This window comes from Rhizobium sp. BK181 (assembly GCF_014193305.1).
Classification (GTDB): domain Bacteria; phylum Pseudomonadota; class Alphaproteobacteria; order Rhizobiales; family Rhizobiaceae; genus Rhizobium.
On sequence record NZ_JACHZA010000009.1, the window covers coordinates 167,588 to 194,033 of the forward strand.

Below are 26,446 nucleotides of genomic sequence, written 5' to 3' on the forward strand. Positions count from 1 at the left end.
TTGGCAAGGGGGATGGACCACGCTGCTTTGTTCCTTCGCTGTCTAAGGGGAGCGGGGTTCCCTGCCGTTCAAAATTCGATCGCGTTATACTGCACTGGATTTCGACGAACGAGCGCTCTCAGCGAAGTGCGACCAGCAGCGTACAGCGGCTCGGACCTGTTCTATGATATCATTTGCAGCTTGATCGGAAACTGACGCTCCCGGGAAATCGTCAGCAAATGGTCCTGCCCGGACTTTGCCTTCTCCTGCGACAACCGTGCTATGCTCGCCGCCCGGCCCCGACGAAAAGGTAAGATCGTAAGCCGGCGACAGTGACCATCGACCTTCGACGTTCATGAGGAACGCGTGGTTCTCTGCCGGATCTCGCGATCTTTCGCGTAAACGTTAATGACTATGTTTGAAACATTCGCAGGAAAGCGCCACTGTCCCGGGTGATCATAAGCGTAAGCTTGTGAAGGTGGTCGTAGTCTAATGAGGCCTCGCGGTGGCTTGAGCCGCTTGTCGGATGAGATGGCGCCTCTGCATCCATAGGTAAGCCTTCCCAACAGAGAGGCGGCCTCCTTTGGTCGAACGCCCGAAGGTGCGTCACTACCTGTTACCTACATAAAAGCATTTCGGTAATCATCCGACTGCAATAGATCGTGACATTTAATTCGTTTTTTATTGCTGGACGGTCTCTATCGGGGTTGTTATGCTGCTCTGCACAATAGAGACGAGGGCGCGTTTCTTCGAGAAACCTCAATCGCTCTATTGTTGCACTTGCTATTGGGGCCTTTGTTCGGTGTTGCCCGAAAGAATCGTGGCTGCACCCGTGGAAGGTTGTGAAACGGGAGCGTTCGGTGGAGCAGATCTATATTTCAAATCAGTACGCCGACTTGAACCCAACATGGCATGAAGAAGATTCACCATGGAAAGCTGCACAAATCTCCAAGATCATCGACAAGAACAGGATCAGCTTTTCCAGTCTCTGCGAGGTTGGTTGCGGTACCGGCGAGATCCTGCTCAACCTGGCCCGAACCTACCCCCAGGCAAAATTTGACGGCTATGAGGTCGCCCCCCACGCCTTTCAAAGGGCCAGCCTGAAAACGACGAGCAATGTTTCCTTCCATCTGAAAGATATTCTCCAGGAACCGGACCTACACTACGATGTTCTCGTCATCGCCGACGTGATCGAGCACGTGGAGGACTATCTTTCCTTCATCAAGGGTCTGCGTGGCCTTGCTCGCTACAAGATCTTCCACATCCCCCTGGATCTGTCGGTTCAGTCTGTCCTCAGAGGCTGGCCAATTACAAACCTTCGCAAGAACGTCGGCCATCTCCACTATTTCTTCAAGGATACGGCGCTCGCCAGCCTGACGGATTGCGGATATAGGATTGTCGATCATGCCTATACCGCAAGCCGCATCGAGCTGCCGAAACAGGCCTTCAGCAGCAGGCTAATGAGCCTGCCCAGAAAACTTCTGTTCCCCCTTAACCCTGACCTTACGGTCAGGGTCCTCGGAGGCTACTCTCTGCTTGTCCTGGCAGAATAGGATCGATCGGCGGTCAATCAGCTGCGGCCGAACTCGTCGACGATACGGATGATATCGTCTTCGCCGAGATAGGATCCTGTCTGGACTTCGATCAGCTCGAGCATGATCTTGCCCGGGTTGGCCAGGCGATGGATTTCGCCGAGCGGGATGTAGACGGATTCGTTCTCTCTCAGCATCTGCACGTTCTCGCCGATGGTCACCTCGGCCGTGCCCTTGACGACGATCCAATGCTCGGAGCGGTGGTGGTGCTTCTGTAGTGACAGTTTCTTGCCCGGCGTGACGAAGATGCGTTTCACCTGGAAGCGGTCGCCGTTCAGCACCGAGGTATAGCCGCCCCAAGGCCGATAGGAGGTCGGATGGGTCTCGGTCAGCTGCGATGTCTTAGGCGCGGCGGCGAGCATCTTCACGAGGTTCCCGACGTCCTGGCTGTCCTGCAGTCGGCCGACATACACGGCGTCCTCGCTGGCGATGACAGCGATATCGTCCATGCCCTGGACGGCGAGGTGTACACCATGTGTCATGATCAGCGAGTTCTTGGTGTTGACGACCGTCGTATTGCCGGCTGCCACATTGCCATATTCGTCGCGGCTACCGCTCTTCCAGACGGAATCCCAGCTGCCGAGGTCGGACCACTTGAACGGCGAGGGGACGACGGCGGCGTTGCTCGTCTTCTCCATGATCGCGTAGTCGATCGAGATGTTCGGGGCAGCGGAGAACGCTGCCTTGTCGAGACGGATGAAGTCGAGATCGGTCTTTGCGTTTTCAACGGCTTCATCAGCGGCCCTGATCGTCTCCGGAGCGTGGGTGCCCAACTCATCGAGCAGGCATGAGACCGAGAACATGAACATCCCGGAATTCCAATAAAACCCGCCTGTCGCCACCATATCCTCTGCCTTGTTGAGAGGTGGCTTCTCAATGAAGCGTGCTACCGTGCGGGCTCCTGTCGCCAGCGCTTCGCCGCCTTCGATATAGCCGTAACCTGTAGCCGGTTCGGTCGGCTGGATACCGAACGTCACCAGTTTGCCTTGGGCTGCCGTGGCGGCAGCGATGCGCACACAGTCGAAATAGGTGTCGTCGGCGACGATCTCGTAGTCGGAGCCGAGCACATGCATGATCGTGTTTCCATCGAAGCGTTTGCCGACAATGGCCGCTGCTGCAGCCACAGCTGCAGCGGTATTGCGGGCAACTGGCTCAAGCAGGATCGCGGCGAGGTCGATATCCAGTTCACGCGCCTGCTCGGCGACGAGAAACCGGAATTCTTCGTTCGTGAGCACGACAGGTGCATCGTAAAGCGCGGGATCGGACACGCGCTGAAGCGTCTCCTGGAACAATGTCTTATCGCCGATGAACTGGATGAACTGCTTAGGAGCTGCGGCACGCGATAGCGGCCACAGACGTGTGCCCCTGCCACCAGCCATGATTACGGGAACGATCTTCTGTGTCATTTGGTGTGTCCTCGAAAACTACCTTTGCTTTACCAATCAATTCGCCTGCGCCCACCACAGGATTCGTTCCAGGCCTGCATGTAGCAAGTCCTGAGCGGCTGCTTCGCTTTGCGCCTCCGCGTAGCAGCGCATTTCCGGAGCATTGCCGGAGGGGCGGAAATGAATGATTCGTCGGTCCTTCAGCGTGACACCCAGCCCGTCGATATCGCTGACGCTGCCAACTTTGCCGATCGGCTCCAGAAACGCCGCGAGGTTGGAAGACCCGGAACGGAGATGCGCCATCAAGCGGCCGCTGGTGTCGACCGGGAAATTCTCAAGCCGGCCGGCTGCGGCAAAAGGAAGGTGGAAGGACGCCGCAATCAGCGAAAGCGGTTGACGCTTCGTGGCGGCAAGAAAGAGGGTCGAAAGGATCGGCACGAAACAATCGCGCGTTGGCAGGGCGTCCAGCACGTGGCCGTTGACGTCAAATTCGCTTGCGGTCAGTACGCCGCCATTGGCTTCGAAACCCGCCACATGGTCCTGGCCGGCCGCAAGTGCGTCCTGCATCCCTGATATGACGAATGGAGAACCGACGCGCGTGCGAATGACGCTGAAGGCACCGGCGGTCTCCAGGCCGGAATTCGACGTCACGGGTGTCACGACAGTCGCTGCGCAGAGAAAGTTCGAGGCGATCAGCCCAAGCAGGTCGCCACGCAACGGCATGCCGGTTTCGTCGGCCACCAATGGGCGATCACCATCACCGTCCGCAGAAATTATGGCGTCAAGTCGATGATGTCTCGCCGCTTCCTTCAACTTGCCTATCGTCTCTTCAGAAACCGCTTCCGTGTCGACGGGAATGAATTCATCCGAGCGGTCAAACGGTACGACCGTCGCACCGAAATGCTCCAGGAGTTCCACCATCAGGTCACGGGCGACCGTGCTATGCTGGTAGACGCCGACCTTGAGGCCAGCAAGAGCGCCCGCGGGAAGAACAGTGGCGTTGCGTTGGCGAAAAACAGAGAGGCATTCCTCGGATCTGTCTTTCATCCTCGCACCTCTGGGGGAAAAGGTGAAACCGGCGCGATCGAATTCTGCCGCAAGAGCCGTGATCGCTGCCTCGTCCGTCTTGTCGATCTCACCGTCCGGCCGGTAGAACTTGATGCCATTGCGATCGGCCGGGATGTGCGAGCCCGTGACCATCAGGCTGGCCGCCTTTTTCTTCAATCCGTAAAGAGCGAGCGCCGGCGTTGGCACCGTACCGCAGTCGCGGACATCAAAGCCAAGGCTGGCAAGTGCCGCAGCACAGTTCCCGGCAATCTCGGGGCTGGAGTCCCTGAAGTCCTGGCCGATCAGAATGACGTCACCGGAGCGGGCCATTCCGATGTCGAGCAGGTAGCGACCGAAGGCAGAAGCATGAAGCGCCGAAGCCCGGCCCTTGAGGTCGACAGACAGGCCGCGAAGCCCGCTCGTTCCGAATTTCATTCCGATCTTCCTTCACGCATTCGACGCTGGACTCAACTGACAATTTCAAGGCCGCTGCCGGCACCAATACGTCTTGATGCAACCTTCGGCGCCGTTAGGTCACGGCCCCTTGCGAGCACCCGCCTCGCGCCAGATCAGGAAGAGCACACCTCCGACATAACCGACCTGCATCAGGATTATGCAAAGTACGCTATAGTAAAGCGCAAGCGCAATACTCCCGTAATGGTACCAACACAGGAGAAAAAATACGCATGAAGCGCAGAGCATGCGTAAATAAATGCCCGGGGCACGCATCAATTTGGTAAAACGCTTCATAATTAGTTACCCCTTCAAATGCAGGTTCACATAAGGAGAAAAGTTTTGCAAGCGCGAACATGTTCTACTGCAATGCACAAAAGCGGGTGTGATAAGCTGCAGACAGCTAGAGTTGATGCCGGCAAGGAAAGACATGTTGGACTACTGAAATATGACGGGGTCAGCGGCGACATTTCGACTTGGTCTATTCCTTTCTCGGTATATTCTTTTCAAGCACTGTCCCCACATATATGCTGCATTGCAGCGCCAGCTTATTAATGTATACCTCTATCAGAGGCGTCTAGACGTCAAGGAAATGCCACCGCATACCAGGCAAACGATCGGGCCTTCCTCAGCGCCAGGAAATACGAGGTTATCGACTATGGTTGAGTTCAAGGGACGTATGGGATGATAGAGCCCATCGGAATATTCACCGTCGCTCTCGGCCTCTATTGCCTGACGCGTGGATATGGGGCGACAGTCACCACCTTCATCGTCCTGACGCTCCTTGGATCCGCCGCGGCGTTGACGCTCGGCGGCTCCAGTGTGCCCCCGGCACATCTCTTTCTGCTGTTTGTTCTGATTGCTGCGCTGCGAACTCCTTCCCTGCCGGGTATGGCAATCAATGCCTTTCGTCTCGGCAAGCCTGCCTTCTGGTTGGCCGGACTTCTGCTCTACGGTGCGATCTCCGCCTATTTCTCTCCCAGACTGTTTGCGGGGATGAGCCATATCATTCCGCTGGGAGCATCCGAGTATCCCTCGACGGGCGGTACCGTTCCCCTTGGCCCCGTCTCCAGCAATCTCACGCAGACGATTTACCTCACCGCGGATCTTCTGTGCTTTGTCATCATCGCGTCCGTCTGTTCGACAAAGACCGGTTTTCGCGCGACGTTCAACGGGCTTCTCGCCTGGGCCGCGGTCAATGTGATGTTTGCACTGCTTGATCTGGCTACCAGCGCAACCGGCACGGAAGAGCTTCTTCAGTTCATGCGCAATGCCCAGTACACGTTCCATGACAGTGATACGATCAATGGCATGAAGCGGATCGTTGGATCATGGCCGGAAGCCTCGGCCTTCGCCGGGATGACGCTCGGTGCCCTCGGATTTACCGGCACGCTGTGGATTTGTGGTCGCTATCCCGGCACAACCGGTTTGCTCGCCCTCTGCTCGTTCGTGCTGATCATATTGTCAACATCCTCGACCGGTCTGATTGCCGCACCGATATGCCTATTCCTGCTCTATCTGACCGCGGTTTTGCGATGCGGGATCTCGCCCGAGAGTCGACGCAGCACGGGCGTCGTTCTGCTCGCCCCGCCGATTGCCCTTGGGTTGACATTGATCATCGTGCTCCAGGACAATCTCTTCCGTACCATCTATGACTACGTCGATTTGCTGGTCTTGAGCAAATCGACATCCGGCTCGGCGGTCGAGCGCGGATCCTGGAATCTTGCCGCCTGGCAGAACTTTACAGACTCCTTGGGTCTCGGAGTGGGTCTGGGCACCGCGCGCACCTCTAGCTTCCCGATGGCGCTGCTTTCCAACGTCGGCGTCCCCGGTACGGTATTTTTCCTGGTGTTCCTGCTGTCTGCGCTACGGCCTGGCATGTCGGCTCGCACCTTCGAATCCGACGTTCGTCTTGCAGCCTGCAACGGCTGTCTCGGATTGCTTGCCGGATCATTGGTGGCTGGGCCGACCGTCGATCTCGGTCTGCTCTTCTTTGTGCTCGCTGGCCTGACGGCCAGCCGTCCTCTTGCCAGACTGAAAGAGATCCCACTGTTGCCACTGCGGGGTAGTGGTGTCCTCGACAGAGCGGCCGAGGCACGCCATTCACATCCGCAATTGAGCTTGCATAGCCGCAAGCATCAAACGTAGACGCGAAAATAATCAACGCGCATATGGGTTAGAAGCTGCTCGGGCCCGAGACCCTGGGGGTAGGGAATGTCGGCGCTGAGCGCAAGGGTGAGCAGCGGCCAGAAAACATCCCCATCGACGTCGAGGTCAGGAGAACGGTGGATCGGCCAATTTGCTGTTTTGCCGGTGCGTGTATCGACGATTGGCTTTCGTTCGAAATAAGGCACACACTTGGTGTCATCGACGAGAATACCGTACCGTCTGTAGTCTCGCGTAACGTCGACAATTGTCGGCACGCCCGTACCCTCGTGATGCTCCCCGGGCTGGCCCCATTCGTGCAGATAGGTGCCGTACAATGTCGGTTCCCATCCTTTATGTTCCACGACATCGAGCTCGACGCTGGTCTTTGGAGCAAGAATACTGCGACCATTCATCAGCCAGAAAGCCGGCCAGGTCAGAGGATGGCTTGGAAACAGCATCCGCGCTTCGAAATAACCCCGCCGCCACCCCTTGGTGACGATCCCGTCTTTCCTGGCAGTCTGAATATTTCCCGAAATCCACTGATATTCCGGGTTGGTGTTTCCATAATAGGCCGGGACAGACATCGCAGCACCGATATACTTGGCCGATATCTGAAGTGCCTTGCCGTCTTCTGCACGGGAATCATCCACTATCTCGTAGGGGATAAAGCCTTCTTCACCTGTCCGCCTGGAAAAGGCCGAGCGACCGTAGAAACCGGTGTCCCAGGTGCCGGCCTTTGGCCCTGCGTGCCAGACAGACCAATCCAGTTGCAAAAAACTGTCCTCGAAGTCGAGGCGCCGATTGTCGGTCGGATCATCCGTGCCGGCAAGAGTCTGTCTGTGCGTGACACCCGCAATGGCAAGCGAGCCAGTGGCCGCGAGCAGCCGCCTTCGGGACATCTCATGTCTCGTCATCAAGGCCTCCTGAAATGCCCAACGCGATTAGCCTGCAGCAGCGCGCAGAGCCGTGGCATGCACCTCAACCACCTTCTCTTCGCTGTATTGGTCGATGAACGATTTCCTGAAGTCTGAATCACCTTTGGCCAAGATGATGTCATCGCAGTAATCGATCATCGCGGCGACAAGCGAGGGCCCGCCGTCCGGATCAACCAGGCGGCCGAGCCTGCCGTCCACAAGGATGTCGCTCGGGCCGAACTCGCAATCGGTGGCGATGACCGGGAGACCGAAACGCAGCGCTTCGCATATTGCCAGCGACCAACCCTCCCAGCGCGACGTCGACACATAAATGTCGCTTGTCGACAGCGCGGGATACGGATCATTGGGGTGGTGTTCTATTGAGACGACGTCTTGCAATTGGAGTCGCTCAATGTCGCGGCGCAGATCCTCTTCACCCGCCCCGTGCCCAACGATCTTCAGCCGTGTGTTCTTGCGCTGCTTGTAGACTTCGGCAAATGCGCGAACCAGGATGTCCTGGCCTTTCTGATGAGAAAATCGGCCAACATTGACAAAAGTCACGCATCCCGGCTCGCCACCTAAAGCCTCTGGTCTGTCAAATTTGCGAACCGGATTGGGTACCCAGCACTGCGGTACCTTGCTGCCAAACATCTCGCGAAAGGATGAAAGTTGGCGGGGCGAGGTTCCAAACACGTAAGCGGTGCGGCGAAGGAAAAACGTCTTCATCAAGAAAAACAGGATACGTGCCTTGAGATGGCTGCGTTCGCGCTTTGGGTTGCCATGCAAGTGGACGACAAAGTTTCTCTTTATGCCGAGGCAGGACGCCATCGCGATCACAGTAGGTTCGATCTGGGGAACAACGATGAGATCGTACTTCTTGCTCTTGATGACATCCCTGAAGGTTGTCATCAGCTGGAGCCTGCCCCGCGGTCGTCGATCAATCGTGTGATAGCTGCGCTCGGAGGGCCGATTATGATGTTCTGACGTGTAGAGAACGTCGATATTGAAGTCATCGGTGTAGCGTTCAGTCAGATTGCTGCAAATCGTGTCGACTACCCGCTCAATGCCCGCAAACGATTGGGTTCCCGGCTGGATGTAAAGAATTTTAAGAGCGGACCCGCGAGGGAAGGGATGCCTTTGTCCGAGCTTGGCGGCACTCATCTCCATAAGAGGGTCCTTTTTGGCGCCGCTTTGATCACAAGTGTTCGCTGTGGGCGGCATGAATAATGGGACTCTTGCGCGTTGCACAATAAGCGCCGCCCGTGTCACAGTATAATTGTGCGGTGCAGTGTAAAAAGCAATAGTAATTTTGGGGAGGAAGCCGAAGACCGGAACAATATCGCTACGCCTTTTAGATTAGCCGACTCGCTAATTTAGCAGGCGATTTTTGATGCGGAACCGGATAGTGTTCAATCCGTCGTATACTTCGATTCAATCTTCCGGTGCGCGCGGATCTCGTTGGCGCGCCGGACGTAGAGGAGATACAGCACGCCATGCGTGAAAATATAGCCCGCTTCCAGCACGGATGCGAGCGCCATGCTCAATCCGAGTGCCAGGAGGAATGGCATGCCTGCCACAACGCTAAAGATCGCATAGGCCGCCATAACAACCATAACGACCAGGGTGAAGACCAAAATAGGCATACGAAGCGCAGAAACTGCGCCTAGAACGAAACAAATTGCCAACGTCAAACCCATAAACGCTACCCCGACCGCCCGTACGTAACCGTACACAATCATCGGGCAAATAGCTAATATAGGCAAGCTAATATTCTCTTACACGAGAACTATTCACACTTTCGCCGAGCAAAGCCTTGCGCTAAGAGCGTTAGTTGCTGTCGGCAACGGAGGCCTGGGCGCCCCGCTGCCGCCGCTCGACGCGAATGACGTCACCTGGCAGAACAGGGTCATTATCGCTGACGATCAAGCTTTCATTGCTGCCGTCGACAACGCGGTTGATGCTTGTCGTGAAGGAATAGGTATCCTTGTCTTCCTCCAGTGCCGCTACGGCGGCAGGAGCGCGCACTTCCAGATTTCTGAGAAGATCGCTGGCGGTCTCGGTTTTCTTGGCGTTGGAGGCGAAACGGTCACGAAGCTCAGCGGCTTCAGTCAGCGCATTTATGCGATACCGGTTGCGAACATCACCAATATCCTGGTCGACCTTGGCAAGGTCCTGTTGCGTCTTCAGAATGGCGAGCGAGACGTCAAGGTTGCGGCTTTCGAGGTCGGCGAGATTTTGATTGGCGCCGAGCTGGCGCGCCGATACCGTCAATCCCTGCTGAACGAGTTTGTTGACGGAGCCGAGATCCTTGTTGGCCATATCGATCTGCTTTGCGAGCGATACGGCCTTTTCTTTCAGTGCGGAAATCTGATTGGCTGCCAGAACTTTTGCCTGGTTGAGGGAGCCGATCTCAGTCTCCATGGAGCGCAGGCGGGTCTCGAAGAGCGCTTGTTCCTCGGTCAGCATCCGCGCAACCCCGGGCTCCGCTTTTCGCGAGGTCAACTCGGCCGGAAACTTGATCTCGGGATCATTGTTGAGGATAGCGTCGATGCGCGCCTGGCGCGCCACCAGTTCGAGCCTTTCGGCCTCAAGCGCGCGTATTTCGCCGCGACCCGACAACGCGTCCCGCTGAAGGGTAATCAGGTTGGAGTCAACGGGCCCGATCCCGCCGGCCATGCTGACGGCCTGTACGACCGTGAGACCGGGGCTGAAGCTGTACTTGCCGGGCGTCGCGACCAGCCCGGTGACGAAGAACGGCCGATATGAAGCGATTTCGACCGAGGCGTTCGGCCTCTTTTGCAATCCAACCTGATTTTGCAGGCGCTCACCGATCGATTCAGAAACCTGTTCGAGCGTTTTGCCGGCCGCCGGAACCGTGCCGATGATCGGCAAGGAAAGATTGCCTGCAGCTGAAATAACGAATTCGCCGGTCAACGGCACCCATTCGAATGGAGCGCCGGTACTTGGGCGCCACTCGAAAACACGGATCCTGAGCACGTCCTGCGGTCCGAGCAGATAGTCCTGCGCTGCCGCCATGTGGCCGCACAGAGAAGCCACGACGGATACCGCCGCGAGGAGACAGGCTTTTGAACGGCGGCCGAGAAGACTTCTTATGGCGCGGACGTGGTGTTCGATGTTGAATGACATGCGTTGCTCCATGACAACCGTGTGCCAGGTTACCTTCAGGCCGAAACGGCAAGCTCGGTTCCTGTTGCGCGTTCGATAAAGGTGCGAAATCGGTTTATGAAAACTTCGCGGCGGAAATCAGCAGCGCGTGAAACGGCATCGCCCGGATTGAAGTCAAGTCTCTCCATCCGCTCGACGGCATCGATCAGTTCCTCGACAGCCTGGTTCTGGAAGAAGACACCGGTCTTGTTGCTAATAACAGTCTCGGTGGCTCCACCTCGTCCATAAGCGATGACGGGTCTTCCGCTGGCCATCGCCTCGACCGGTACGATTCCAAAGTCTTCCTCGCCCGGAAATATCAGCGCCTTGCAGCGAGCATAGTGGTGTCTGAGAGCATCGAAGGGTTGCGAACCGAGTATCGTGACAGTTGGGCCGGCGATCTTCCTGAGATGATCGAGCATCTCTCCGCCGCCGATGACGACGAGCTTGGCCTTGAGGCGGTTAAACGCTTCGACAGCAAGATCAGGTCTCTTGTAGCTGACGAGCTCCCCGACCATGAGGTGGTAATCGCCCAGTTCCGATGCTGGCACTGGCCGGAATGCACCGGTATCGACAGGGGGATGAATGACCGACGCTTCGCGCCGGTAATAGCTCCTGATGCGGTGAGCGACCGTCGTCGAATTGGCGACGAAATCATCGACCCGATTGGCGGTCGCAACGTCCCACGTCCGCAAGTAATGCGCCATGGGCGGCATCATCAGGCGGGTCATCAGTCCAGAACTCTCGTAGTACTTGTTGTACATGTTCCAGATGTAGCGCATCGGCGAATGGCAATAGCATACGTGCATCGCCGGCGAGGTCGGAATAATACCTTTGGCTGGCCCCGACTCGCTGCTAATCACAAGGTCGTAGGCACCAAGGTCAATCTGTTCGAGCGCCATCGGCATAAGCGGTAGATAGCGCTTGTACATCTTCCGCGCATAAGGCAACGAGCCGATGAACGTCGTCTGGATTCGATGCGACTTGAGCTTGTCGGAAATCACCCGCGGATCAAACACATGCGTATAAATATCCGCATTGGGGAATATGTCGCAAAGCGCCTCGAGTACCTTCTCGCCGCCACGCATGCCTACCAGCCAGTAATGTATGATTGCTACTCGCACGCAAAGCTCCACTAACTCGAATGGGTAACACGTATTACGGCGCGCAAAACGGGAAGGGAATCTATCTAGCTTTCGATATGTGTATTGCGAGACGCCAGATTAGTTCTATTGTGGAAATAAGACAACAAGTTCCAAGAAATACGTCTTATTTTCCGCATTGCACCCTTGAATAGTGCAGCGCAATAAATGTATTGTCAAATCGTTTAATACTTGTTAACGTTCTTGTGCTTGCCCGCTTGGGCAATTTCTGCACGTGCCCTGGACAGTTTTTATTACGTGGGAGTACGCGGATGAGGGAATTTGATCTCGGACGAGAGTTCGACGGCTTCGACAAGGGGCGGCACTCTCGAAGCGAGCGAATGCGGCGTTTCGAAAGGAAAAGACGAGGCACCTCGTCAGCCGTTGCCGGAATTGCAAAATATGCCCTCGATGCGGTCCTTGCGGCAATGGGACTGATTGTCCTTATGCCGATGATCGCAATCTTGATGGGTACACTTCTCGTGCTGCAGGGAAGGCCAATCTTCATCGCGCATCGCCGCATTGGCAAACATGGCGTGATGTTTCCCTGCCTGAAATTCCGCACCATGGTGGCTAACGCCGACGAGGTGCTGAAACGACACCTGGCTGCCAATCCGCACCACCGGGCGGAATGGAACGCCACCCGCAAGCTCCGGGATGATCCCCGCGTAACGCCATTCGGCGCACTTCTACGCAAGACCAGCATCGATGAAATTCCTCAACTCCTGAACGTGATCCAGGGGAAGATGAGTCTCGTCGGTCCGCGGCCGATCGTGGCAAGCGAGGCCGAACTTTACGGCGTGCACTACAGCGACTACATCCAGGTCCGCCCTGGACTGACCGGACTGTGGCAGGTGAGCGGTCGTAGCGACACGAGCTATGGCGAACGAGTGCAGCTCGACGTGCGCTACGTACGAGAGCAAAGCATCCTCGGCGACATTGCCATTCTGCTGAAAACCGTACCGGCAGTCCTTCGTTCTCGCGGCAGCTACTGAACGACAGCGGCGCGGCTGATACCCCGCGCCATTTCCCCTTTTCAGTCGTCGTCAGGTTGGCCGGCAGACAAGGGGAGATGTTATCCATGTGATTGCTCCGTGACAGTGCTTCAACGGGGCTGCGCTCGATCCATGTATTACGGAGGGAAGACATATTCTTGGTACATGTGATCAATACGATGCCTCGTCTCACGGCCTTGGGCCTGCGAGGAACCTGACATGAGCGCCTCCTTCGTCGTCAATGGCCGCTTCCTCACCCACAACGTGACCGGTGTACAACGCTATGCGCGCAATGTTGTGAGTGCGATGGATGGTTTCGATCGCGCTCGTCAATCCATCGTCCTGGCGCCGGCGGCGACCAAAAACCCAGGGTATTCTAACCTCGGATTCATCGCAAAAGGAGCATTGATGGGGCATGGATGGGAGCAGGTCGACCTGCCCATTCAGCTTGGAGGCCGTCGGCTTCTCAATCTCTGCAACACGGCGCCAGCAATCAAGAGTGATCAGATCGTCTGCATTCACGACGCCAATATCTTTGCTGCGCCTGCAAGCTATAGTCGGGGATTTCGTGCGGTCTATCACAACCTTCAGCCCATCCTTGCGCGCCGTTCTGCGCGAATTGCAACAGTATCCCATGCAGCCGCCAGGCAGATCGCCAGGCATCTGCCTGTTTCTCTCAATTCGATAGCTGTCCTGCCAAACGGCCACGAGCATGCGCTGAGTTGGGATCCCGGGCGCGCGACCTTAGCACCGGATTTACTCACGTCGCGCAACCACCGGCCTTATGTCCTGGTGCTTGGATCGAGAGCCCGTCACAAGAATGTCTCCCTGCTGATGGACATTGCCTCAGCCCTCGATCAAATGGGCGTCGATATCATCATTGCCGGTGGCGGCGATGGTATCTTCACGCAGGAAGCGCTGCAGGGAAGGGACATCGTCCAGCTGTGCGGCCGGGTATCGGACGACGACCTCGCCTATCTCCTTGATCGCGCGCTTTGCCTTGCCTTCCCGTCTTTGACCGAGGGGTTTGGCCTGCCGATCGTCGAGGCGATGGCCCGGGGCTGCCCGGTGATCTCGTCAAATTGCGCCAGCATGCCGGAGGTCTGCGGTGACGCAGCACTTCTTGCATCGCCTTTCGATCCAATCCAATGGATTGAGCATGTCCGATCGCTTCTGCAGTCGAAGGATCTCCGCGACGAACTCAAAGGGCGTGGCTTGGACAATGTCCGACGCTTTTCCTGGAAGCGGAGCGCCGAGGGATATCTGGATCTCCTTGAAAAACCCTCCGCAAGCCTTGCAACCCATCAGCCGCAGACGAGCCCGACACCGCGTATCGCTGCTGTTTTTGCAACCCGCGGCAGACCCGAGGTTGTGTCCGCAACAGTCAGACACCTCCTTGCTACGCAAACCCTGCAGCCAAGCTCCCTCATCATTTCATGCGTCGATGTGGCAGATGCAGGCAGCCTTGCCTTCCTGCCTGATGTCACGATCGTAACAGGTCCACCTGGTCTTTCGGCCCAGCGAAACACAGCCCTCGCACACCTTGATCAAGACACGGAAATCGTCGCGTTCTTCGATGACGATTTCGTTGTAGATCGAGATTGGCTTGCCGCTGCGGCCCGTGTCTTTCGAGATGAGAGCCAGGTCGTGAGCTTTACCGGTCATGTCGTCGCCGACGGCATCAAGGGACCTGGAATCCCGTTCGACGACGCTGTTCGTCTCGTTGAAACTGCAACCGTTCCAACCGGTGAATGGACCGAGCCTTATAGCCCCTATGGCTGCAACATGGCATTCCGTGTGGCAGCAATCGGAAATGTGCGGTTTGATGAACGTCTGGTGCTTTATGGTTGGCTGGAAGACCGCGATTTTGCAGCCGAGCTTGCGCGACGCGGTGGACGGCTGATCAAATGGTCCGGCGCATATGGTGTCCATATGGGTGTCAAGAGCGGGCGGGTCAGTGGCGAGCGCCTCGGATACTCGCAGGTTATCAACCCTCTTTACATGCGAGCGAAGGGGACGATGAGCCTGATCAAGGTCGCTGATCATGTCTTCCGCAATACGGCAAGCAACTTTGGTCGCGCGCTCTTTCCCGAGCCGTTCATCGACCGCAAGGGCCGCGCGAAGGGAAACCTACTTGCACTTGCGGACGTTCTGCGCGGGCGGTTGGAACCCGAAAGAGCAGCGGAAATCGGAAGGCCAAATATAACCCCCAAGCCCGGTTGGAGGCAGGAGACACGATGATGTTCAACAGACCAAGGCCCCTTGATGCCAGCTCCCGATTGTGGCGCCTGGATGAGCCCCAGTCTGACAGCTCGGCTGATGGCCCCCTTGTTCTCATCAGGTCGGTTATCGCACTCGCCTACCGCCATAAGGTCAGCCTGATCGCCTGCACCCTCCTGGGTCTTGCCTTGGCGGCCATATACGCGCGCTCGCTCCCGCCAACATACACCTCGACGGCAACCCTGCTCCTGGAACCGCGCCAATCCACGGTTTCCGGACAGGAATCGATCCAGCAGGGGTTCGACCTCAACCGCGCCGACAGCGAGTTGCAGACGATCCGCTCCGAACGGTTGCTTTCCTCCGTGTTTGAAAGTCTGGGTCTGAAAGACAGCCCGGAACTCGGGGCAAATCAGCCTGGTCCTGTCGAACGCCTCATTACGATCTTGGGTCCAAGCGACGCCTCATCGCAAACGGGCCTGGGGAAGGGGGCGCGCGAAGCGGTCAGCGGCGACCCCACTCTCGTAGACGAGGCCGAAAGAGCAGCCTTCCTGAATTTTGCAAAACGTCTCAATGCCCGTCGTGTGGGACAATCATTCGTTATCGAAGTGGAGTATGCGTCCTCCGACCCCGCTCTGCCGTCACGGGTCGCAAACGGGGTGGTTTCCGGTTATATCTTCCAGGCGATCGCGTTCAAGGAGCAGATGGCCCGCGCCGGCACCGAGGCGCTGCAGAGCCGCCTGGATAGTCTTTCCGCGCAAATGGAGGCCGCCCGTTCCGCGATGCACGAGGGATCTCTCCCTTCGATCCCCACACCTGACGCCGATGCCCGCGTCATCGGCGCCGCGCTTCCGCCTCTGGCGCCATCTGCGCCTCGTAAAACCCTGATCACTGCGCTCGGCGGCGTCCTTGGCCTGCTTGGAGGATTTGGCCTTGTCGCTGTCCGGATGGCACTCGACAGACGTGTTCGCGATGCGCGCGAACTTGCCCGCGATAGTGGACTTGCCTGCCTTGGCTCCATCCCGGTTGCCCCGGATTCCAACGGGGTTCCCTGGAACGTTGGCACGCGCGACGTGGGCTTCGTCAGCGCCATTCATGACTTGCGGACTTCGGTGGAGATTGCCTGTACCAGTCTGCGCAATGACAACAGTATCGCGATCGCGGTCGTTTCCTGGGCACCGGGTGCCGGCGTTACAATGATTTCGTCAAGTCTCGCACAGCTGATGAGCAGAAGCGGCCGCTATGTAACGCTGTTTCAGAATCCATCCGATACCAATATAACGGCCCAGACAGAGGTGTATACCTCCGCGACCGCTTCCCTTGCGGATGCTGCGTTCGCAGGGCTTCCCCTCGAACATATTTCGTTTCACCAGGTCGACGGTGTGGCCGTTCTGCCGATCCACTCGCGCGATACCAACGCGAACCTGTTTACCGACTTCCGCAATCCACGGGTTCAGCGGATCCTTGAGGCGACACGGCAAAAAGGGGACGTCATCCTCGACCTCCCGCCGCTTCAGGGCTCGATGGATGCGATGGCGCTCGCCGCCTATGCCGATGCTGTCATTATCGTCGCAAAGTGTGGAGAGACAACGATCGAAGAGGTCGTCGAGGCAATTCAACTCCTGCGTCGGTCCGGCGCCAATGTCGTCGGGACCGTCCTGAACAAGGGACGGCGATGACCGAAGAAGCCGGCATATCGCCTGGGCCGACCAAGCTTCGTCTCGCCGTGATCATCGCGTGCTGGAACTATGCAGAGTATGTGGATGAGGCGATCAGGAGCGTCCTTGATCAGACGCATTGTGATTGCGAACTGATTGTCGTCGACGACGGTTCGACGGATGGATCGTGGGATGTCATTCAGCGCCACCCGGTAAGGGCTTACAAGATCGACAATTGTGGTCAGCGCGCCGCCTGCTCCTTCGGGGTGAGCAAGACGAGCGCACAGTTTGTGCTCTTCCTCGATGCTGATGACACCTTGGCCCCTGGCTCGCTTGAAACCATCCTGAGAGAACTGGATGACAATGTTGCAAAGCTTCAATTTCCGCTCGTTCGCACCGACCGAAACGGCCTTGTAATTGGTGATCCTGTTCCGAACCTGGCCTCGTTCCGCGATAACGGGGAACTCGCGAGGCTCGTGCTCAAGAACGGGACCTACGCCAGCCCCCCGACATCAGGGAATGTCTTTCGCCGTGATCTCTGTGAGTTCCTCAAGGAGGCGACCTATGATCGGGCGGTTGATGGCATCCTGCTGTTTGCCGCGCCCTTCTTCGGGGACATCGTCAGTCTGTCCACGCCGCTTGGTCGCTACCGGGTTCACGACCGAAACGATTCCGGTCTCGGGCGTCCGCTTGATGCGCAAATCCTGCGGCGGGAGATCGCCCGCTTTGCCGATAGAATGGGGCATCTGCGACGCATCCTTGACCGGATTGGCAGAGCAGAAGAACTCGTTCAAGTTGGCGAGACCCAGTACTTTCTCGAACGCTCGATTTATCTCGCGATCGCTGTGGGTCACCGCGTTCCAGCGACGCTGTTGTGGCACCTGATCGGCAAAATTTGGGCGACCGGCAATTCGTTCAAAACCAGATCCGCGATGGTCGCGTTTCTTCTTTTCACGGCCATTCTTCCGAACCGCAACGCACGTCGTGGGCTGTCCTATCGGCTCGATGCCGGTGACCGGTCGATGACCGGGTTGTTGCGGGCGCTGTTTTGAACATCTGTCCCGTCAGGCGCGATCGATAAGCTCCAGACGCCCACGTCCGGCAATCAGACGCATACCAAGCAAAAGCAATGTGACACCATAGGCTGCAGCTCCCGTTGCGATGACGAGAGCCAGCTCGACAACGTGATTCAACTGCTGCCCAGCCACTTCGTCTCGCAACAGCCAGACCGCTGTCGCCATGACGGCGGCAGCGAAGCCCACTTTCCAAAGATTGTACAGTTGCTCTCCAATGCCGAGGCCAAGCAGCTTCCGGACCTCGTTAAGGTAGAAGCCAAACATCAGGAAAGAAAGCGCGACACGGGCAAAACTGACGCCCGTGACCGAGCCCAGATAGAAACCGAGCGAAAGCAGCACCAGGCGCAACAGGAGATCGGTCGTGTTCAAGCGAAAAATGATATTGGGGCGATCAAGGGCCAGGCTCACGGAATAGAGGGTCTGGAAATATGGAATTGGTGCGACGGAAAGCGCAAGAATGCTCAGTAGTGGCGCAGCTTCCTTCCACTTCTGCCCAAGTAGCAGATCGGTCGCGAGATCGGACGTGAGCGAAATCCCGATGCAGGCAGGTATCGAGATCAGCATCGCAAAGCGTGCCGCCTTCAGAAACGCGATCCTTACTCGGTTACGATCCGAGCTGATCTGCGAGAAGGCGGCCATGACCGGCTGAAGAGCTGGGCCAATGATGCTTTGCGTCGGAATGACCGCGACATCGTTGGCAACCGCGTAGCGACCGAGTGTTGCACGGTCTGCAAGTCCGCCGACCAGGAAGCGATCGAATTGCCAGTTCAACGCCGACACAAGCTGCGCCGAACTGAACCAACCGATAAAGCTTGCAAAATCACGCAGTCGCGACAGCGATAGCGCTGGGCGATAGGGGGCAAGGACATAGGAAGCGATGGACGACACGATAGAGGCTATCACGGAATTGACCGCGATCGCCCAGTAGCCTCCACCCGAGAGAACAACAACTGTTGCCGCGATGCTGGCAGTCAGTTTACCGGACAGTTCCAGAATGAAGGTCTGTCTGAAACCGAGCTGGCGCGCAAACTTTACCATGGCCGGGCTAGCAAAGCCTCTTGCGACCGGTCCAAGCGCCATGACCGCCACAACAGGCAAAAGCTGGGTCTCATGATTGAACAGTGCAAATGGATAGGCGGCCGCGAAAATGATCAGGGCAATAACGCTGCTTCTGATGATCCCAAGCGTAAAGCCGGTGTCGAGATGGCTCTTGTCAATTGACGGCAGCCGCACGAGCGCTTGAGTTACGGGGACCTCGAGCACCGTATCCACGATCATGACAAGCGACGTCGCGAGCGCCGCCAAACCGAAATCCGATGGCGACAGAATTCTCGCGAGAACCAGAAGTGTGAAGAAGTCGATGATGCGTCCAACGAAGCGGGAAAAGACCAGCCAGCTTGCCCCTTGAACAGCTTTGAACGCAAGCATCAGAAACTCCAACCTGTCGAAGCTGCAACTACAGCAATTGCTTGGTGACCAAGGCTCGCCAATCCTGTGCGTTCTATTTCGTCAGAGACGATCGACGCCACAGGCAATCCTCTCATCGCTGGAAGCGCGCCGATACGCCGCGCAGGATGTGAGCCAACTCGATCACCGGAAGAAGTGCAGACTTGAGGCGAGGAAAATCTCGCGCAATCGCAGCTTCGCGCCAAAGATGAGACTTCACCGATCTCAATTGCTGGGCGATACTTGCCTTGTCGGTCCGGTTGAGAATGTTGATCGTATCCGGGCGGCCAAAATCTACCGACCGCAGCCCCACTCCGAGTGCGAGAACATCGAGTTCTGAAGGGTTGGTTATCGCTTGTTTCAATCGCACCCACGCAGCCGGTATGTCCCGCATCACCTGCGCTCCGTCGTCCAGGTCATCGATGTAATCCAGGACGCCTCCAAGAAGGGGATTGCCGGCCGACGCATCGATTTTGCCGTAGGCAATATTCCCGCAGTTTCCCTCTACAATGCCATCACTTCCAAGGCTGAGCATCCGGACCGACGGCACAGATGGCTCGAACAATCGCTCGATGATATGCCAGTATCGAAGGATGACCGTTTCCACCTTGAATGGGTTGTAGAGGTTGTCCTCAACGATGAGACCTGAAAGCTTTGAAAAATGTTCTTCGCTCAGTCCCTTGTAATTGCAGCGGGCAAACTGGATCGTCTCGAACCGTCTTTCCGGCATTCCGGCAGCCAACAATCTCTGCGTACTACCGTAGAGTCCGGTATCACACAGGATAACCCTGTCCCTCACGTCTGACATCGTGTCGAGGTGACGCCTGAAGAAGGAATTCTGTTCGATGACGTCAGCGAGAACCGGGCGCCCTGCGGGACTGTCAAGCGTATCGAAGAACCTAGATGAGGAAAAAGGCGCATCCCAGGCAGGAGGAAACGTATATTTCCCGCCCCCCAGAAAGGTTGCGACTTCAGCAAAACTGTTGCCCGCGAACTCCCTGGCAAGCTCATCCAGGACCGCTGGACTGCGAGATTCCAGCGCTATCCGTGCTGCGACCAATCTCGAAACCAGAATATTGTCGCGTCGGAGTGAAAGCGGCAGGCCAAGGCGCGTGACCAGGTGCTCGAAGGCCTGGCGTATCCCGACGCCGCCACGCGCGCAAAATGCAAGTGTTCCGCTTTGTGCTTCTGCCTGTCGTGCATACATCCAGATGTTTAAACAGAACTGAGCAACAATTGGGCCAAAAACTTCCCGGCCAAAGGCCGTTTGATCCTCCAGAATGGAAATGCGGGATCGACCGCTTCTTCGCAACCGGCGTTGAACGCTCCTCATCACTTCCGAACGCGCCCCGTCGGCCCTTGTCGCCAAGCGCCTCAGCCGGCCCTTCGGAACATGAACCGTCTGTATGCCCATTCTGTGGGGCACTGTATGGTCGGCCAGTTCATCGTCACCAATGTGAAGCAGGTGCGATGACGAAACCTTTTCCGAGGCAAGGACAGCTGAAAACAGTGAGCCGGAGCGTTTGCTTGCGAGTAGTTCGGCACTTGAATAGATCGCGTCGACCAGGCCCGGCCCATGAAAATAATTGATCAACTCCGACAACCGGTCGGCTCCGAGTGCCGTATCTGAAACAGCCACGATGCGAATGCCAGCCTGCCGATGCTGGCGAAGAGCCATGGCAAGCGGCCCATTGGCATATAGCGAATTCTTTTCAATCGCGATTTCGATATCGATACGCTTGTCGCGGAGCCTTGCTGGTAGACCAAGCATTGCCAGTTGCCGCTCCACGATATCGGTCAACCTGACTTCCCCAACGCCACCGCCGACATTGAGTGCCCGATAAGCAAGCTTTTCCGCCATCAAGCGGGCCCGCAACAACTCCTCGACATTACCGCGCAGCCCCTGTTCCCGCAGAAGGCGCGCAAAACGCTGCTCCCCTTCCATCATCCGGGATTTTTGGGATCTGGGCTGGCGTAGCAGCAACGTATCGAACACGTCGGTCGAGATCACCCCGACAGCATCGAGCGGGCTCTGTAGAACGTCGAGGTTACGCCGCAACACTGATTACCCCTGCCGATACATGAAAGAGATCCCACATCTCAGACGAGGTTGCGGGTGGTATTGCTGCACCTGCGAGAAGATGCTTGCTAGCATGTAATAACATCGTTCGCCTATTATCAAGTCAAAAAAAATCGCCAGTTCTTGCAATGATAAGTGTCGTTGAAGAAGACAGGTTCCACTATGAAATGTTTTAATGTATTTGATTGTTTCTGTTGACTGTGTTCTATAGAACAAGAATTGTTGCATTGCAGCACTCATGCGGCGACGGGGTGGAGAATGGATGACACAAGCCTGCAGGTCGTGCCTCTTTCCAAATTCCCGCATTTCGACGCAGTGGTGCTGGGCGCCGGCATATCGGGCCTTGTTGCTGCTTCCATCTTGTCGGAACAAGGTCAGCGCACCCTTGTCGTAGACGATTACAGCCATGTGGGCGGCAACCATATGGATTGGACGTCGCCGGAAGGCTACACGTTCGACGTCGGCAGCCTGATCTTTCAGGACGATTCGCCATTGCTGCGGCACTTTCCGGAGCTTCTGCCCCGTTATGTTCCGATCAATCCGACCTGGGGGCGATTGAACCCGCAAGGTCGGATCACGGTCTATCCTATTTCTGTCCGGGACGACATTCTCGCTGCTGGACCCTTAGGGCTGTCGCGTATCGCCTTTTCTCTGATCTATGCGAGGCTTTTCCGCAGAAACATGCGCAATGCACGAGACTTTGCGCGCTACTGGATCGGGGCCTATCTGCTTCAGCGGTCCGGCCTTGAAACCTATATGAAGCGCTTCTACGGGATTGAGCCTGAAAAGATTGATCTCGATCTCGCCCGCAAAAGAATGGGATGGATCAGTGAACACGCATCAATCAAGGGCTTGCTGAGGAAATTTACGCTCATCCGGCGGCAAGCAGCGGCCGGACCGGTAAATCGTCAAATGGCACGTCCTCGGGAAGGGTTCGCAAGCCTTTATGACGTAGCCGTTCAACGTCTGAAGGTCGCCGGCGTGTCGTTCCGACTGTCTGCTGGGATCAGGAAATTGTCAAAGCTCAACGATGGTTTCGAAGTGTCACTCGCGGATGGCCCAGTATTTACCAAGCGGGTGATTTCAACGATTCCAATTCCCGCTGCCGAACGCCTTTGCGACCTTCCGTCACATTCAGCCTTGAATACGATTACACTCATAACCCTCTACTTCAGCTTTCGCGGTACACGTGGGTTTCCACAGTCGATTATTTACAATTTCTCGCATGAGGGTTTCTGGAAGCGGCTCACAGTTTATTCCGATTTCTACGGGTCTCAAAATGACCGGGAATATTTTGCGGTCGAAGTAATCGCCAGCCAAGTCCTGACCGTTGACCAGGCCGAGGCCGATTTTCGCAATCACACGCGTGCCAACGCTCTGTTTACTGGAGAGCTCAAACTCGAGGGAAGTCAGATCCTCGAAAACGCCTATCCTATCTACAGCCAAGGCGCCGCACAGCATGCAACGCAGGCAATCGCCAAGCTGCGACAATTTGGCATCGAATCGATCGGTCGTCAGGGTGCCTTCAACTATCAACCGACGGCGCGGGTATCGACAATCGAAGTGGAGGCTGCGCTCGGCAGCGGTTAACTGCACGCTTGGAACGGAACACCGCTCGTCACGCGGGGCAAGTGAGAAGACGAAAGGTTTATTATGCGTATCCTGCATGTTCTCAACCACACCCAGCGCCTGAACGGACACGTCCATGCCGCCGTCGACCTCGCATGCGCACAGGTAGGGCAGGGCCACGACGTTTGCGTTGCGAGTGGGGGAGGTGACTTCGACGGATTGCTGAAACGTAAAGGCGTCCATACAGTTCTTGTCGATCACAAGCGCAGTTTTCCGAACCTCGCCAAGGCACTTGTCCACCTTCGCAGTCATGTGCGCAGCTTCCGTGCCGACGTCGTTCATGCCCACATGATGACGAGCGCGGTCCTTGCATTTCCGGTCTGCAGGATGAGCGGTATCCCTCTCATTACCACCGTTCACAACGAATTTGAAAAAAGCGCAACTTTGATGGGTCTTGGAACGCGGGTCATTGCCGTCAGCGACGTCGTCGGCGCGTCAATGCAGAGACGGGGTGTTCCGCCGTCGCGGCTTTGCGTCGTACTGAATGGCACGATCGGCTCCGCCCGCTCCGACGGTCGCTCCGAAGAACCGGCTCCGCTCGTCTCACCCAGCATCCTATTCGTTGGTGGCCTCCATCCCCGGAAAGGGTTGCCAGATCTTATGGAAGCCCTTGAGATTGTCCATCGCTCCAATCCAAACGTACATCTGTACATTGTGGGAGACGGCCCGCATCGCGATGCCTATAAGAACATGGCCTCGCAGCTTGCATGCGCCAAAGCCATTACGTTTGTCGGCCCGACCACCGATCCCTACCCATACATGCTGGGCGCCGATATCTTCGTCTTGCCATCGCACGCAGACCCCGCACCGCTTGTCCTGTCCGAAGCGCGAGAGGCACGCTGCGCGGTCATCGGAACGCAGGTCGATGGAATACCTCAATTGCTCGAACATGGCGATGCAGGGATCCTGGTACCGCCGCACGATCCGTCGGCGCTGGCAGAAGCCCTCATTCAAATCGTTGAGACCCCAGGCAAGATTGAAGAATGGAAAGCTCGCAGTCAATTGCGCATTGACCACCTCACCATTGATCGGGTCGCACGAGAAACGATGCAAGTATATGTCAGCGCCCTGGCATCGCGATCGACGGCTGACGCAGGAAAAGTGAAGCATTCCAATCTGGCATAGAAGCAAAATGTTCCGCGACCGATCCTCAGCTCTCGCATTGCGCGTATCGAATTGTACAATTTAACGGTGGAACATTTCAATTGAGAGTGTATATTGCGACGCAACAAGATGCGTTGCATACGGAGCGATCTGATGCCACCGAACATTCCTCTCATCAGCATAATAATTACTTGTTTTAATTATGAATTGTACATAAGGGAATGCATCGAGAGTGCAATGCAGCAGGATTATCCAAATCTTGAGATCATTGTCGTTGATGACGGCTCGAGCGACCGCTCCTGGGACATCATCCAGGAGTACCGCGACCATGTAACGTGCGTGCGTCAGAAAAACCGTGGTGCGCTACGCAGTTCGCTAACCGGATTTAGCCTTTCCAACGGCGATTTTGTCCATTTTCTCGATGCCGACGATCTCCTCGAATTCGGAGCCCTCCAGCAGGTCGCACCTTACCTTCAGCCTGACGTATCGAAGGTGCAATTCATGCTACGCCCAATCGACAAGGAGGGGAAGGTTATTGGAGATCCATTCCCAAAACTCGCACATTCCAAGGAATCTGGACCGCTCATTCATTCGATAAACCAGCGAGGCTATTACAATACTCCGCCAACCTCGGGGAATATTTATCGCCGTGATATCTATGAAAATCTGGGCGATCTGAGCTACGAAAGAGCGATCGACGGCGTACCCTACTTGTTGGCGCCTTTCGTCGGAAAGGTGGTATCTCTGGATCTACCGCTCGGAAAATACCGAATTCACAACGCCAATCTGTCATCTTTTTCGACGCTGACCAGCGAACGACTGAATGGCTATATGGACCGATTTCTGGCTCGGCTCCGCCATCTATCGCAACTCATCGACGAGCGCGGCCTCAAGGGGAAGATACGCCTCCGCCAAGACTATGCCTATGTCAGGGAGATGATGATCCTCAGCACCGTTGCTTCCGGCAAGAGGCCGTCTTTTCCTCTTCTGACGTCCTATGTATCGGCCGTCCGTCGAGAGCATGGTTCAATCTTGAGAACATGCATATCTCTTGTTTTCGCACTCGGCCTGTTTGTACTTCCAGACGTCGGAAGACGGCAGCTCGCCTCGTTTCGATTGGATCCGTCGCGGTTATGGCGATTAAGGTCGCGGCTCAAGAACGCAGTCTCCGTAGGAACTTGACGATGACACATCGATACTTTGGCCGATTGATGTGCAGGGGGATTGCCGATGGGATCTCCCATGCAGGAAGGAACAGCTCAAATCTAAACGCCGTGGCATAGGACAGTAGTCATTGCATTCAGCCGATCTCCCGCGCGAACGAGGCTGAAAGGTTGAAATTCAATTCAGGTGCGTGCAAAGGAAGCCTGTTGTGAACCACAGAATATCCGTCGTTTTGGCAACGTACAACGGGGAACGCTATCTTTCGCAGCAACTGGAGAGCCTGACGGCACAGACGGTGAGGCCGTTCGAAATCATCATAAGTGACGACGATTCCACTGATACGACACCCGAACTGCTTGCAGCATTCGAAAAATCGGCGCCATTTCCCATCCTACGCTGGAAAAACACACCCGGCCTGGGGTTTAGGGAGAACTTCCTTCGTGCAGCATCGAAGGCGACGGGTGACTGGATTGCCTTTTGCGACCAGGATGACATTTGGCGACGGGACAAACTTGAGGTGTGTCAGAGACTTTTCGAAGATGGTGTCACCCAGGTTGTCCACCAGGCTGAACTCATCGACAATGCTGGGACGAAGATTGGCCTCTTCAGTCAGGGCATAGAGACAACCCGCATCAGGCCACCGCTCTCTTACGACGTGTGGGACACCTTTCTGGGTTTCTCGATGATCGTCCGGCGCGACGTGCTGGATATCCTTCCGTCAAGCAGACGATTTGTTGACTATATCGAACCAAACCATCTCATTGCCCATGATCGATGGGGATTCTTTCTCGCACAGACTCTTGGAAAAACAGCGGAGATTGCCGAGCCGCTGGTTTATTACAGGCAGCATTCCTCCAATCTGTTTGGCAAGAGCGGTCGCAAGCAGGTCGACGGCGATATTCGATTGAAGAACAAGGGTTACATCGATGCGACACGAGGGATGTTGGCCTGCGTCGAGGGAATGCCCGCTACTGCAGAAACTCGCTTTCCCGGCTTCCGGCGGCAGGCTGCGCTGAAGGTTTACGCGTCCGCATTAAGGCAGGTCGAGGCCCGCGGAAATATCTACGAGCTGGCCGGCCACCTGGCTTTTGCCGAATTCATGCGCCTCGTCTCGTCGGGCTGTTATCGAGGTGCACAGGACGGCAGATTGAGGTGGCGTTCGCTCGCGCGCGATCTGGCGTTTTGCTTTGGGATGTGGAACGAACGTTGCTGACGTATCCGGCCAGTAGTAATGGCGGTAGAGGAGGGGCTT

Annotated in this window: 20 protein-coding genes; 10 read left to right on the top strand and 10 right to left on the bottom strand. The window is 56.4% G+C overall.

What is annotated here, in order from left to right:
• Positions 1 to 84: 84 nt before the first annotated feature.
• A complete protein-coding gene (locus FHT77_RS32295; RefSeq protein ID WP_405049520.1) occupies positions 85 to 336 on the bottom strand; it encodes a hypothetical protein in 252 nt (83 codons plus the stop codon).
• A 503-nt stretch (positions 337 to 839) separates the two neighbouring features.
• On the opposite strand from FHT77_RS32295, the gene FHT77_RS20335 reads away from it, so the two are divergent.
• The gene (locus FHT77_RS20335; RefSeq protein WP_183756709.1) at positions 840 to 1,532 is read left to right on the top strand and encodes a class I SAM-dependent methyltransferase; all 693 of its coding nucleotides are present in this window, start codon (positions 840 to 842) and stop codon (positions 1,530 to 1,532) included.
• A 17-nt stretch (positions 1,533 to 1,549) separates the two neighbouring features.
• Here the strand turns inward: FHT77_RS20335 and FHT77_RS20340 are convergent, their stop codons facing one another.
• Positions 1,550 to 2,977: a mannose-1-phosphate guanylyltransferase/mannose-6-phosphate isomerase gene (locus FHT77_RS20340; protein ID WP_183756710.1), complete on the bottom strand. Its 1,428-nt coding sequence runs from the start codon at positions 2,975 to 2,977 to the stop codon at positions 1,550 to 1,552.
• 36 nt (positions 2,978 to 3,013) lie between these two features.
• Entirely contained in the window at positions 3,014 to 4,438 is a 1,425-nt protein-coding gene (locus FHT77_RS20345) for a phosphomannomutase (protein WP_183756711.1), read from the bottom strand.
• Between the two features lie 702 nt (positions 4,439 to 5,140).
• Between FHT77_RS20345 and FHT77_RS20350 the strand changes: the two genes are divergently transcribed.
• Positions 5,141 to 6,604, top strand: a complete 1,464-nt coding sequence (locus FHT77_RS20350) for a hypothetical protein (protein ID WP_183756712.1) — start codon at positions 5,141 to 5,143, stop codon at positions 6,602 to 6,604.
• Here FHT77_RS20350 and FHT77_RS20355 read toward each other — a convergent pair.
• The 5 genes from FHT77_RS20355 to FHT77_RS20375 all read right to left on the bottom strand — a co-directional run bounded on the left by FHT77_RS20355 (position 6,595) and on the right by FHT77_RS20375 (position 11,771).
• Positions 6,595 to 7,518, bottom strand: coding sequence for a family 16 glycosylhydrolase (locus FHT77_RS20355; RefSeq protein WP_246719962.1), 924 nt, complete (start codon positions 7,516 to 7,518; stop codon positions 6,595 to 6,597). The genes FHT77_RS20350 and FHT77_RS20355 overlap by 10 nt on opposite strands.
• 27 nt (positions 7,519 to 7,545) lie before the next feature.
• Entirely contained in the window at positions 7,546 to 8,685 is a 1,140-nt protein-coding gene (locus FHT77_RS20360; protein WP_183756713.1) for a glycosyltransferase, read from the bottom strand.
• 242 nt (positions 8,686 to 8,927) lie between these two features.
• A complete protein-coding gene (locus FHT77_RS20365) occupies positions 8,928 to 9,161 on the bottom strand; it encodes a hypothetical protein (protein WP_246712731.1) in 234 nt (77 codons plus the stop codon).
• 184 nt (positions 9,162 to 9,345) lie between these two features.
• Complete coding sequence (locus tag FHT77_RS20370) at positions 9,346 to 10,665, bottom strand: polysaccharide biosynthesis/export family protein (protein ID WP_183756714.1); 1,320 nt, start codon at positions 10,663 to 10,665, stop codon at positions 9,346 to 9,348.
• A gap of 35 nt (positions 10,666 to 10,700) precedes the next feature.
• Positions 10,701 to 11,771: a glycosyltransferase gene (locus FHT77_RS20375; RefSeq protein WP_183756755.1), complete on the bottom strand. Its 1,071-nt coding sequence runs from the start codon at positions 11,769 to 11,771 to the stop codon at positions 10,701 to 10,703.
• 326 nt (positions 11,772 to 12,097) lie between these two features.
• Here FHT77_RS20375 and FHT77_RS20380 point away from each other — a divergent pair, with 326 nt between their 5' ends.
• From FHT77_RS20380 to FHT77_RS20395, 4 genes are all read left to right on the top strand, one after another.
• Positions 12,098 to 12,820: a sugar transferase gene (locus tag FHT77_RS20380; RefSeq protein WP_183756715.1), complete on the top strand. Its 723-nt coding sequence runs from the start codon at positions 12,098 to 12,100 to the stop codon at positions 12,818 to 12,820.
• 219 nt (positions 12,821 to 13,039) lie between these two features.
• Positions 13,040 to 15,061, top strand: coding sequence for a glycosyltransferase (locus FHT77_RS20385; protein ID WP_183756716.1), 2,022 nt, complete (start codon positions 13,040 to 13,042; stop codon positions 15,059 to 15,061).
• Positions 15,061 to 16,716 (top strand): Wzz/FepE/Etk N-terminal domain-containing protein, encoded by a 1,656-nt coding sequence (locus FHT77_RS20390; protein WP_183756756.1) that lies wholly within the window; start codon positions 15,061 to 15,063, stop codon positions 16,714 to 16,716. Before FHT77_RS20385 ends, FHT77_RS20390 begins: the two co-directional genes overlap by 1 nt.
• The gene (locus tag FHT77_RS20395; protein ID WP_183756717.1) at positions 16,713 to 17,747 is read left to right on the top strand and encodes a glycosyltransferase family 2 protein; all 1,035 of its coding nucleotides are present in this window, start codon (positions 16,713 to 16,715) and stop codon (positions 17,745 to 17,747) included. Before FHT77_RS20390 ends, FHT77_RS20395 begins: the two co-directional genes overlap by 4 nt.
• 12 nt (positions 17,748 to 17,759) lie before the next feature.
• Here FHT77_RS20395 and FHT77_RS20400 read toward each other — a convergent pair whose 3' ends face one another.
• On the bottom strand, positions 17,760 to 19,199 hold the full coding sequence (locus FHT77_RS20400; protein ID WP_183756718.1) for a lipopolysaccharide biosynthesis protein: 1,440 nt from the start codon (positions 19,197 to 19,199) through the stop codon (positions 17,760 to 17,762).
• Between the two features lie 112 nt (positions 19,200 to 19,311).
• Positions 19,312 to 21,279 carry a hydrolase gene (locus tag FHT77_RS20405; RefSeq protein ID WP_183756719.1) on the bottom strand — a complete coding sequence of 656 codons (1,968 nt, stop codon included), beginning with the start codon at positions 21,277 to 21,279 and terminating at the stop codon, positions 19,312 to 19,314.
• 276 nt (positions 21,280 to 21,555) lie between these two features.
• Here FHT77_RS20405 and FHT77_RS20410 point away from each other — a divergent pair, with 276 nt between their 5' ends.
• The 4 genes from FHT77_RS20410 to FHT77_RS20425 all read left to right on the top strand — a co-directional run bounded on the left by FHT77_RS20410 (position 21,556) and on the right by FHT77_RS20425 (position 26,407).
• Positions 21,556 to 22,887, top strand: a complete 1,332-nt coding sequence (locus FHT77_RS20410) for an FAD-dependent oxidoreductase (protein WP_183756720.1) — start codon at positions 21,556 to 21,558, stop codon at positions 22,885 to 22,887.
• A gap of 63 nt (positions 22,888 to 22,950) precedes the next feature.
• A complete protein-coding gene (locus tag FHT77_RS20415) occupies positions 22,951 to 24,051 on the top strand; it encodes a glycosyltransferase family 4 protein (RefSeq protein ID WP_183756721.1) in 1,101 nt (366 codons plus the stop codon).
• 132 nt (positions 24,052 to 24,183) lie between these two features.
• A complete protein-coding gene (locus FHT77_RS20420) occupies positions 24,184 to 25,212 on the top strand; it encodes a glycosyltransferase family 2 protein (protein ID WP_183756722.1) in 1,029 nt (342 codons plus the stop codon).
• A gap of 190 nt (positions 25,213 to 25,402) precedes the next feature.
• Positions 25,403 to 26,407, top strand: a complete 1,005-nt coding sequence (locus tag FHT77_RS20425) for a glycosyltransferase (protein ID WP_183756723.1) — start codon at positions 25,403 to 25,405, stop codon at positions 26,405 to 26,407.
• The last annotated feature ends 39 nt before the right edge of the window (positions 26,408 to 26,446 follow it).